Raw genomic sequence first — 11,737 nt, forward strand, 5'->3', positions numbered from 1 at the left:
TCGATCGCCTTGTCGGGCAGGAAGCGATCGGTGATGTAGCGATGGCTGAGCGTGGCGGCGGCGACCAGTGCCGCGTCCTGGATCCGCACGCCGTGGTGCAGCTCGTAGCGCTCGCGCAGACCGCGCAGGATACTTACGGTGTCCTCGACGGTCGGCGCGTCGACCTGCACGGGCTGGAAGCGACGTTCCAGGGCGGCGTCCTTCTCGATCCGCTGGCGGTACTCGTCGAGCGTCGTGGCGCCGATGCAGTGCAGTTCGCCGCGGGCCAGCATGGGTTTGAGCATGTTGCCGGCGTCGGGTGAACCCTCGGTCTTGCCCGCGCCGACGATGTTGTGCAGCTCGTCGATGAACAGCAGGATGCGACCCTCGCTGCGCTTGATCTCGCCGAGCACGGCCTTCAGACGTTCCTCGAACTCGCCGCGGTACTTCGCCCCGGCGAGCAGGCTGCCCATGTCGAGCGCGAAGAGCTGACGCTCCTTCAACCACTCGGGGACGTCGCCGCGTACGATGCGCTGGGCCAGACCCTCGACGATCGCGGTCTTGCCCACGCCCGGCTCGCCGATCAAGACCGGGTTGTTCTTCGTCTTGCGGGACAGGATCCGCACCACGCGCCGGATCTCCTCGTCACGGCCGATCACCGGATCGAGACGGCCCTCACGCGCCTGTTCGACGAGATCCACGCCGAAGCGTTCGAGCGCTTCGTAGGCGTCCTCGGGGGTCGGGCTGGTGACACGTTGGCCGCCGCGGACCTGTTCGACCGCCGCCCGCAGGGACTTCGGCTCGAGGCCGTGGGTACGCAACAGCTCACGCACCGGAGACGCGTCCTCCTCGAGCATCGCGATCAACAGGTGCTCGACCGAGACGTACTCGTCGCGCATCTCGCCAGCGATGCGCTGGGCCGCCACCAGGACCTTCTGCAGATCCTGGGCGATCACGATGCGCCCCGGTTCGACCCCGGGTCCGCTCAGGTGCGGTTTCGACTCGAGGGACCGGCGCACCTGCTGGGCCAGCGCTTCGGGAACGAGCCCGCCCCGCTGCAGCAGACGGGGCACCAGGCCCTGCTCCTGATCGAGCAGTCCCAGCAGGAGGTGCTCGGTCGCGGTTTCGGGGTGGGAGTTCTCGATCGCCAGCGACTGGGCCGCGGCCAGTGCTTCCTGCGACTTCTGGGTGAGGCGGGACAGATCCATTCGGGGTCCTCCAGATCGCGTTGCGGCGTACACGACGACGCCGGCCGGCTGTCGCCGGGCGTGGACGGACTCGCTGTGAAATGGATCCGGTGCAACCAGACGGTAGCCGTGCACGTTTCCGCGCGCAAGGGCGGTGGTCCGCCTCAGCGACCTCCGAACGTGGAGCCGCCCGACGGGACTCCGTCTCCCCGGGGGCCTCCTTCACGGTGGCACTGGAGACAACCCTTGCCCCGATCGTGTCCCTGCGTGTCGTGACACTTCACGCAGAGCTGGCGTTGCGCCGGATCCGGGTAGGGACTCGGGATCGGATACGACCCCGACACCGCTCCGTCCTCGGACAGCGTGTGCACGCGGAAGTCCCACCGTCCCGCGGCCGGTGCGGACGTGGCATGCGCGCGATGGCAGGTCATGCAGCTCAACCGGCTGCTCGCCCGTGGCCCCGACGTCGAGAAGCGATCGGCATCGCCGTCCTCGAAGGGCACCTCGGGGATGTACGAGCGCGCGGCGTTGCCGCCATCCGGATTCGCATCGCCGTCGTAGGCGTCGTAGTACAACGCCATGTCGCGCCCGAGGGGCTCGTCCACGGGATGCTCGAAGCCCTCGCCGGCGATTCCCTCGTGATAGTTCGACCCGTGGCAGTTCCCGCACCATGCCGTCCAGCCCGCCCGGTAGGCCGTGTGCTCGCCCGGACTCTCGGCCACTCCGCGCCGGGCATCCAGTCCCTCGGCCTCGGGTGCGTCGTCGGAGAAGACGAAGGCACCGCCCTGTACCGGCCCTGCGTCGTGCAGCATGCGGAAGTTCTGGTTGCCGTGCGGATCGTGGCAGCTCGTGCAACCCAGGGACGCACTGGGGAAGCCACCACCGGGGGCGGTGATCCATCGGCTGTCGGCGGTCAGTCCCGACCCCGGTGCCACCACGTTGTGCCCGGCCGCGTGCCCCGGAATGGACCTCGCAGGACCCGTGGGTCCGTCGTTGAGTTCGTCCTCGAGCAGGAACACGAAGTCCCCGGCGCCGACTTCCGGTCCCGGCAGGAGTACCGAGGTCCCCAGGACCGAGCCCGCACCCTCGCCGTGGCAGAGCAGGCAGGTGTCGGTGGCCGATCCCGCGCGCAGGAGCTCGCCCTGGACGGGGACGGGAGAGCCGTCCTCGGACCGATGCACCACGTGGCAGCCGCCACAGCTGGCGACTCCGCCTTCGTGGAACCCGGCGGCGGCCGCCGATGGCAGGAGCACGGCGAGCGCGACCAGGACGGACAGGGCTGCGGGCGGAATTCGGTCGGACATCGGCCGTAGCGTGCTCGGGGGGACGGGAGCCCACGGCTCGAAGTGTACCAGGGACACGCCGTGATTCTCGTGCAGCTTTGTGATCCGCCCCCGGGACGACGCCGAGCCGCGGCCGAGCCTCACCCGCCGAGGACCACCACGCGCACGAGCAGACCCTGGAAGACCTGCGCTTCTTCGGCACCCAGCGCCGTCGACACCGACCACCCCACGCTCAGCGATTGTCCCGTGGGGAAGCGCCACCGTACTCCGGGTTCGGCGCGCAGGAAACCAGCGTTGCCGTCGAGTGCCTCGAAGCGCGCCGGTCCATCGGGGGCCGAAGAGGTTCCCGCGAACTGCAGCCCACCTCCGGTCGAACAGAACAGGGAAAGCCGTCCGTCGGAGGTCAGGGGGATCGCGGGATCGATGCGGAGTCCCAGACGGAAGGCGATGAAATCGGCACCGTCGTCGGCCGACCACAGGACGTCGAAATCGACCGTGGGCACCCAGACGGACCGGAGGGCGGGCCGGACACCCAGGCCGGCTGCCCAGATCCTGGTGTCCACGTCGTCGGGCGTGACGACGTCGAGGACACGACCGCTCGCCGAGGTGGTGAGCGCGACCTGCCCCGCCGCATCGGCATGCACGGCGACCACGAGCACGAGAAGGATCAGCACACGACGCACGAGAACTCCGCGGGGGTCGAGGACGGCGCGGCGCGTGACCGCCCTCGGGCGTGCCGCGGACCCGCTCGACTACGATGCATGCCCGGAACCCCGAGAGCAACCCCGGGGATCCGAACTCAGCCGTTTCCTGTCTGCAGGATCGCGACCGATTCGGCGGAGACCTCCACCGCTCCCTCCACGGTGCGGGGTCCTCCACCCCAGCTCGACAACACCCGCAGGTCCTCCGGATGCGCGAAGGGAACGCGATGGTTGCGATGTCCGAGGTTGCAGACCACCGCCACGGATCCACGCTCCACCACCAGCCATCCCTCGGTCTCGTCGTGGCGCACACGAGTCGAGCCGGGGTCGCCGTCGAGCAGGTCGGGTGTCGAGCGGCGCAGGCGGATCAACGCGGCGTACCACGCGACCATCTCCGCGTGCCACGGCTCCTCGCGCTCGTCCCAACGCAGCCTCGATCGCTCGAAGGTCTCGCCGTCCTGCGGATCGGGAATGTCGTCGGGATCCCATCCGAAAGCGGCGAACTCCCGGCGCCGGCCTTCGCGGACCGAAGCGGCGAGCTCAGCATCGGAGTGATCGGTGAAGTAGCAGAAGGACGTGCTCGCCCCCCATTCCTCGCCCTGGAACAGCATGGGCACGAAGGGTGCAGTGAGCACCAGGGCGGCGGCGATGCGCACGCGTCCCTCGCTCACCAGGTGCGACAGACGCTCTCCACGGGCCCGATTGCCCACCTGGTCGTGGTTCTGGGCGCATCCCACCGAGCGGTCGCCCGGGACACCGCGGGCCGATCTCCCGTGACGGCGTCCGCGGAAGTTCGAGTACTTGCCGTCGTAGACCAGGCCGTGCTCCAGGCAGTCGGCGACGTCGGTGATCGATCCGAAATCCGCGTAGTACCCCTCGCGCTCCCCCGTGAGCAGCGCGTGCAGGGCGTGGTGGAAGTCCTCGTTCCACTGCGCCGTGAAGCCGCTTCCGCCGACCTCGCGTGGCATCGCCACCCGCGGATCGTTGCGATCGTTCTCGGCCAACAGAACGAGGTGGCGACCGAGCTCCGGTTCGAGTGCGAAGACCTCGTCGGCCAGTTCCTCGAGGAAGTGCCGCGCCGAGGTGTCGACGATCGAGTGGACGGCGTCGACACGCAGACCGTCGAGGTGGTAGTCGCGCAGCCACATACGGGCGTTGTCGAAGAAGAAGCGGCGGACCTCGTCACTGCCCGGGCCGTCGAGGTTCACGGCGTCGCCCCACGGGGTGACATAGCGATCGGTGAAGTAGGGCCCGAAGCGCCCGAGGTGGTTCCCGTCGGGACCGAGGTGGTTGTAGACGACGTCGAGCAGGACGGCCAGACCCCGCCCGTGGCACGCATCGACGAGACGTTTGAGCCCGTCGGGTCCTCCGTAGGATTCGTCGGGCGCCCACAGGGCGACGCCGTCATAGCCCCATCCCCACCGTCCCGGGAAGGCGGCCACGGGCATGAGTTCGACGTGGGTGACGCCGAGGTCCACCAGGTGATCCAGCCGATCGATCGCGCCGTCGAAGGTCCCCTCGGGGCTGAAGGTGCCCACGTGGAGCTCGTAGACCACTCCCGACGACAGGGGTGGAGCCGACCAACCACGGTCGGACCACGAGAACGCGGCGTGGTCCACGACGCGGGACGGAGCGTGCACTCCGTCCGGTTGCCAGGGCGACCGTGGATCGGGTAGTGCCGCCGTGCCGTCGAGTGCGTAGGCGTAGTCGGTTCCCGCGCCGGCGTCCTCCACCTCGACCGTCCACCAACCCCCCGATACGGGCTCCATCGCGATGCTCCGCCCCGACACTTCGACGTCGACCGTCCTTGCGCTCGGCGCCCACACCCTGAACCGGTTCATCGCGAGACCTCCCGGGTCAACAGCGCCACGGGGAAGAGCGCGAACAATTCGGCCACCGGGACGCTCCCTCCTTCGACACGCGTATCGCTGAACACCGCCCGCCAGGGGCCGGCGGGAAGCTCGACCGCCGTGTCGCCCCAGGTGTTCCCGGCCCCCAGGGCGAGTCGCGGGATCACGGTCACCACCTGGTCCTCGCCCCGCGAGAAGGCCACGACCCGCTCCGCGCGTTCTCCCACGACCCCCAGCGGCCGGTAGTCGCCTTCGGGCCGGAACGCCGCGGAGCGTTCCTTCCGCACGCGCAGCGCACGCCCGATGGTCCTGAGCTTCGGCAGTCCTTCGTCGGCGCGGGCCAGGACCTCGTCGCAGCCGACGGACTCGGCCTCCTGCAGCAACCGGCGGCGACGCCCGTAGTCCACGGAGCGGCGGTTGTCGGGATCCACCAGGGTGTGGCTCCACAGCTCGGTGCCCTGGTAGAAGTCCGGCACGCCGGGCGCGGTGATCTTCAGCAGTGTCTGCGCCAGCGAGTTCACACGTCCCGGCCCGACGAGTGGTCGTACGAATTCCTCCAGCCGGCGCACGAAGTCCCGATCGTCCAGCACCGCTTCCACGAACCCTCGCAGCGCCGATTCGTAGTCCTGGTCGATCCGGATCCACGAGGTGTGCGTCTTGGCTTCGCGGGCGGCCTTCTCCATGTACCCGAGCACACGTTCGGTCTCGATGGGCCACGCTCCGACGAGGGTCTGGTACAGCAGGTACTCGGTGTTGCGATCGGGGAGACCATTGCGGCGATGGCGTTCGTTGTGTTCGGCCCAGGCGCGAACTTCCCGCCCCCAGCGTTCGGGGATCTCCGACAGGACGTACAGCCGGGCTCGCACGTCCTCGCTGCGCTTTGCATCGTGCGTGGAGGTCGTGAGCAGGGTGCGGGGTCGCGTACGTTGGATCCGCAGGGCCCAGGCATGAAAGTCCTCCACGCTCGACCCGAAGGACTCGGGGCTGCCCCCCACCTCGTTCGAAGCAGCGAAGCGTACGTAGTCGTAGAACGCCGTGTCCTCGGCGCCCTTGGCCATGGCCGCCCCCGTGAGTTGTTGGAAACGCATGGCGAACTCGCCCTCGAGCTCGCCACGGCGTCGCAGCAACAACAGGTCGGCGACGAAGTCCAACAGCTCGGGATCGACCCCCGCGCCGCTCGCCTTCGCCGACCCGACGGCCTGGGTCAGGTAGCGCGCATCGTCCTCCCGCACACCGTCCTCGGCCGCTCGCACGTAGGTCCGATAGACCGGCAGGCAGGCCGCGACCTCGACGATCGCCGCGTGCAGGTCGTCGGCCGTGTAGTCACGGTGCCGCCGGTGACGCGCGCAAATCGATTGCAACAGCGCGGTCAGGCGGTTCACGTCACTGCCCAGGAGTTCACGAAGGACCTGACGCTTGCGGTCGTACAGGACCGATCCGTAGTCGACGGCCTGCCCGATGAAGTCGGTGTAGATACGGTCGAAGTCCTCCGCGGCCGTCGGATCGACGAAGAGACCACCGGCGCGGTCGATGAACTCGTAGCCCGTCGTTCCCTCGATCGGCCACTCCACGCGCAGCTCCTCGTCGCGGTGCAGGATCTTCTCGGCCACGATCCAGGCATCGGGAGCCGCCGCGCGGAGGCGCTGGAAGTAGGCCAGGGGGTCGCGCAGGCCGTCCGGATGGTCGATGCGCAGGCCGTGGACGATGTCCTGGTCGATCCACTCGAGCAGTCGTGCGTGGCACTCGCGGAACACGTGGTCGTCCTCGATGCGCAGTCCCACCAGGGTGTCGATGTCGAAGAAGCGACGGTAGTCGAGCTCCTGCCCCGCGGTGCGCCAGAGCGCCAGGCGGTAGTGCTGCTTCTCGACCAGCCCGTCGAGCAGGTCCGGGGTGGCGTTCGCCTCGGCCACGACCGCATCGACGTCGGACGCGGCCACCCGATCCTCGTCGAGAAGACGTTCGAGCTGTTCGTGCAGGACCTTCTGGTCACGGTGCAAGCCGTCCACCGGAGGGTTGTCCGCGGTGCCGGCGGCGAGCCAGCGCATCGCGTCAGCGGTGAAGGCCAGGTCGTCGGACGCATGCCGTCGCGACGCGCGCTCCAGCAGGTCGTCGAGCGAGACGAACGAGATCGGGAAGGCGTGCTCGTGGTAGTGCAGACTGAAGTCGGCGCCGTGGCGCTCGAGTCGCAGCCCACCTGCTTCGAGCACCCGACCGTAGTGATCGCCGAGCACCGGCAGGAGGATCTTCTCGGGCTCGCCGTTGTTGCCCCAGTCGACGTCGAAGTACGACGCGTACCGGCTGGCCTCACCGTTCTCCAGGACGTCCCACCACCATGGATTCTCGGGGGTGATCGCCATGTGGTTGGGCACGATGTCGAGCACCTGCCCCATTCCGCGCGCCCGCAGCTCGCGATCGAGGACGGCGAAGCCGGCTTCCCCACCCAGTTCCTCGTTCGGGCGGGTGGGATCGACCACGTCGTAGCCGTGCGAGCTTCCCGGTGCGGCCTGCAGCACCGGCGAGCAGTACAGATGGTCGATCCCGAGGGCCTCGAGGTAGTCGACGATCTCCGCGGCGTTCCCGAAGCCGAAACCTGCGTGCAGTTGCACACGGTAGGTCGCCCGCGGCGTCGTGCCGACCGTTGCCACGTCAACCCCTCTTCAGCACGACGAGGGACCGGGCTTCGACCTCGAGATCGCGACCACCGGCGTGCTCGCGGGGTACGTTCGTGTCCGAAGCGGTGTTCAGCACTTCTCTCCACCGCTCGGTGTTGCCGTGGGTGGGAACACGGAAGGCCAGGGCTTCGTGGTGTGCGTTGAAGACCACGTAGAAGTCCGCGTCGGTCACCGGCTCGCCGCGCGCGTCGCGACTCAGGGCATGGCCCGACATGAACACACCGAGCGACTTGGCGAAGCCCGCCTCCCAGTCCTCGTCCCCCATCTCCGCTCCGTCGGGGCGGTGCCACACGACGTCCCGGATCGCCTCCCCGTGGATCGGGCGTCCGTGGAACCAGTGCCGACGACGGAACACGGGATGCTCACGCACCAGGGCCATCACCCGGCGCGTGAACTCGAAGAGCTCGTGGTCGGCACTCTCCCAGTCGACCCAGGAGATCTCGTTGTCCTGACAGTAGGCGTTGTTGTTGCCGTTCTGTGTCCGTCCGACCTCGTCGCCGCCCAGGAGCATCGGCACGCCCTGTGACAGGAGGAGCGTAGCGAGGAAGTTCCGCTGCTGCCGTGCCCGGAGTCGCTGCACCTCGGCGTCGTCGGTCGGTCCCTCCACCCCGCAGTTCCACGACCGGTTGTGGTCGGCGCCGTCGCGGTTGTCCTCACCGTTGGCCTCGTTGTGTTTGTGGTCGTACGAGACGAGATCACGCAGCGTGAAGCCATCGTGGGCGGTGACGAAGTTGATACTCGCCGAAGGCCGGCGTCCCGTCTCCTCGTACAGATCCGAGCTCCCGGTGATCCGGTAGGCGAACTCCGCCAACGTCTGGTCGGCACCTCGCCAGAAATCGCGGACGCAGTCGCGGTACTTGCCGTTCCACTCCGCCCAGCCGGGAGGGAAGTTGCCCACCTGGTAGCCGCCCTCGCCCAGGTCCCAGGGCTCGGCGATCAACTTCACCTGTGAGATCACGGGATCCTGGCCGATGATGTCGAAGAAGGCGCCCAGCCGGTCGACGTCGTGCAGCTCGCGGGCCAGGGCCGAGGCCAGGTCGAATCGGAAGCCGTCGACGTGCATCTCCAGCACCCAGTAGCGCAGGCTGTCCATGATCAGCTGCAGAGCACGCGGATGCGTCATGTCGAGGGTGTTGCCACAACCCGTGTAGTCGACGTAGTACCGCGGGTCCTCCGACGACAGCCGATAGTAGGCCGCGTTGTCGATCCCCCGGAACGACAGAGTGGGGCCCAGATGGTTGCCCTCGGCCGTGTGGTTGTACACGACGTCCAGGATCACCTCGATCCCCGCTTCGTGCAGACGGCGGACCATCTCCTTGAACTCGATCACCTGCCGGTCGGGACGATCGGCCCGCGCGTACCCGGCGTGGGGCGAGAAGTACCCGATGGAGTCGTAACCCCAGTAGTTCGTCAACCCACGTTCCTCGAGCTGACGCTCGCTCACGAAGCGATGCACGGGCATCAACTCGACGGCCGTCACGCCCAGGCGCCGGAGGTGATCGATCACCGAGTCGTGCGCGAGGCCCGCGTAGGTTCCGCGGAGCTCTTCCGGCACGCCGGGGTGCAAGCGTGTGAAGCCCTTGACGTGGACCTCGAGGATGGCGGTCTCGTGCCACGGCACGTGCAGGAGTTCGTCGCCGCGCCAGTCGAAGTGCGGATCGATCACCACGCACTTCGGCATGAAGTCCGCATCGTTCCGGTCGTCGTGCTCCAGGTCGGCGTCGTCGTGTCCGATCGGGTATCCGAAGACCTCGTCCCGCCACTCGATCCGGCCCTCGGTCGCCTTGGCGTAGGGATCGAGCAGGAGTTTGGCGGGATTGAAGCGATGTCCGGCACCGGGATCGTAGGGTCCGTGCACCCGGTAACCGTAACGCTGGCCCGGCGCGACGTCCGGCAGGTATCCGTGCCAGCAGTAGTCGGTGACCTCGGGCAGCTCGACCCGCTCCTCCTGACCGTTCTCGAAGAGACACAGCTCCACCGATTCCGCGTTCTCCGAGAACACGGCGAAGTTCGTACCTTCTCCGTCCCATGTCGCTCCCAGCGGATAGGCCTCTCCCGGCCAGATCTTCACACCCCACCTCCGATCGCGTCGACGGTCTCCGCCATCTTCCGCCCGTGCGGCCCCGGTCACCTCGGGGTCGGGCGCGGCCTCTTCGGTCGGGAGATCCCCGGCTGGCGACTCCGGAGATCCCGTTCCGGAGACGGCCCCACGACGCCGTGGGGACCCCGTCCCTGGTCGCCGGAGGACGGGGTCGTGTTCCCTGCCACCATGAATGCGAAGATCCGAGGAAGGAGTCGCATCATGACCACGGCACACGGACCCGATCCTCTGCCCGAGTCCGACTTCTGGTTCTATGGGGCCGTCGCGAAGAACTGGAGGTGGATGACCTCCCTGGGAGGGCTGGCCCTGCTGCTCGGTGTGATCGGGCTGCTGGCGGCCCTGACGTTGTCCCTGGCGACCGGCGTCCTCTTCGCCCTGTTGCTGCGGCATGCTGGCGATGCTGCTCGTCTCGATGGCTGCCCGCGACGCTCGGCGTCACTCGGACTACGCGCAGTCCCAGTGACACTTCCGGCCGCGCCTCAGGCCTCCTCGCCCACCACCAGGCGCATCTCCTCGTGCCGTCCGTGATCGAGCGAATGCATCAGGGTGAGGTACTCGCGGAGGTGCCGCGTGATCAGGAAGTTCTCACGTACGAACTCCTTCGCCTTGGCCCCCATCTCCTCGATCCGATCCGGCTGGTGCAGCAGGTAGCGGATCCGCAGGGCCGCCCCTTCCGGCGTGTTGACGAGGAAGCCGGTGTGGTGGTTCTTGACCTGCAGACGAATTCCTCCCACGTCGCCTCCGATCACGGGCCGGCTCTTCCACATGGCCTCGGTCACGGTGAGCCCGAAACCCTCGCGAACCGACTTCTGCAGGACGATGTCCGAGGCCCGTTGCAGCGCATTGACCTCGCGGTTGGCGTCGGCCGGGAGCAGGAGGACGTGGATCGACGGGTCCTGCTCGGCGGCCGCAGTCACCTCGGACAGGACGATCTCGCCCTCGGGGTCGTCGCTCGCTCCGCCGCCGGCGAGCACCAGTTGGAGCGACGGAACGAAGCGCCGCGCGAGGCGGAACGCGCGGATCACCCCGACCGGATCCTTGAAGCGGTCGAAGCGTGAGATCTGCACGATCAGTGGTCGCTCGGGATCGATCCCGTACTCGCCGACCACCTCGTCCACGATCGCCCGGTCGAGATCGACGTTCTTGTCGGCGAGGGGGTCGATGCTGGGCGGGATCAGGTACTGACGGTGCGGAAGCTCCTGGGCGAAAGCGGCGAGCGAGAACACGCTGGCGTCGTAGGGCGTGACGAAGCGGCGCAGGTACTTCCACACGGGCCGGTACGGGTGGCTGGCATCGATGTGGCAGCGCCACACCCACTTGCCCTTGTGGTCGGGGAAGTGTTCCAGCAGTGCCGCCGGTTGGGGATCGTGGACGAACACGAAGTCCGCGTCCTCGAGCACGGGCCGTAGCTGCTCGGCGGTGCGTGCGTTGGTCTCCTCGTAGACACGGAGCAGGTTCTCCGCGATCGGCATCCGATTGCCCTGCAGCGTGTTGTGCATGCCCTTGGTGCATTCGAAGAAGTCCGAATCGCCCGTGATCACCTCCCAGTGCGTGTCGATCCCCAGTTCCTGCATGAACGGAACCAGTTTGCGAAGGATCTCGGCCACGCCCCCGCCACTGCGGGTCGAGTTCACGTGGACGACCTTGGCTCCCTCCAGGGGACGGGTGAGCTGGCGTACCTGCTCGATGACGTCCGGTCCGGCGACCCGTTCGTAGTCCTGCAACACGGTGATCAGTCCTCCCCTTCGTGGACGGCTTCGCACACGGTGGCCAGCTCGCTGCGAAGCTCGGCCAGACTGCCGAAATACGGATCCACACCGGCCAGGGCCTCGAGCAGCGCCCGGTGCTCGTCCCCCCAGGCCTGGAGCCAGTCGCTGAAGTCGTCTTGGTGGTCGGGGGTTCTACGGCGCGCGTCGATGAAGTGGTAGAAGATGCTGCTCGTCGACATGCGCGAGACGTGTTCG

Annotated in this window: 8 protein-coding genes; all 8 read right to left on the reverse strand. The window is 68.1% G+C overall.

Going from position 1 to position 11,737, the window contains the following annotated elements; translation table 11 throughout:
• Positions 1-1,187 (reverse strand): Clp protease N-terminal domain-containing protein (locus VKA86_11880; GenBank protein ID HKK71911.1); only part of this gene is annotated, 1,187 nt, incomplete at its 3' end.
• A gap of 143 nt (positions 1,188-1,330) precedes the next feature.
• Positions 1,331-2,470 carry a cytochrome c3 family protein gene (locus VKA86_11885; protein ID HKK71912.1) on the reverse strand — a complete coding sequence of 380 codons (1,140 nt, stop codon included), beginning with the start codon at positions 2,468-2,470 and terminating at the stop codon, positions 1,331-1,333.
• Between the two features lie 119 nt (positions 2,471-2,589).
• A complete protein-coding gene (locus VKA86_11890) occupies positions 2,590-3,132 on the reverse strand; it encodes a hypothetical protein (protein ID HKK71913.1) in 543 nt (180 codons plus the stop codon).
• A gap of 116 nt (positions 3,133-3,248) precedes the next feature.
• Positions 3,249-4,991: a malto-oligosyltrehalose trehalohydrolase gene (gene treZ / locus VKA86_11895; protein HKK71914.1), complete on the reverse strand. Its 1,743-nt coding sequence runs from the start codon at positions 4,989-4,991 to the stop codon at positions 3,249-3,251.
• On the reverse strand, positions 4,988-7,645 hold the full coding sequence (gene treY, locus VKA86_11900; GenBank protein HKK71915.1) for a malto-oligosyltrehalose synthase: 2,658 nt from the start codon (positions 7,643-7,645) through the stop codon (positions 4,988-4,990). The genes treZ and treY overlap by 4 nt, the downstream gene beginning before the upstream one ends.
• A gap of 1 nt (position 7,646) precedes the next feature.
• Complete coding sequence (gene glgX, locus VKA86_11905; protein ID HKK71916.1) at positions 7,647-9,743, reverse strand: glycogen debranching protein GlgX; 2,097 nt, start codon at positions 9,741-9,743, stop codon at positions 7,647-7,649.
• Between the two features lie 509 nt (positions 9,744-10,252).
• Positions 10,253-11,509, reverse strand: a complete 1,257-nt coding sequence (locus VKA86_11910) for a glycosyltransferase (GenBank protein HKK71917.1) — start codon at positions 11,507-11,509, stop codon at positions 10,253-10,255.
• Positions 11,506-11,737: DUF5752 family protein (locus VKA86_11915; protein HKK71918.1), on the reverse strand; the 232-nt coding region annotated here is incomplete at its 5' end. The genes VKA86_11915 and VKA86_11910, both read right to left, overlap by 4 nt.

This window comes from Candidatus Krumholzibacteriia bacterium (genome assembly GCA_035268685.1).
Taxonomy (GTDB): Bacteria; Krumholzibacteriota; Krumholzibacteriia; order JAJRXK01; family JAJRXK01; genus JAJRXK01.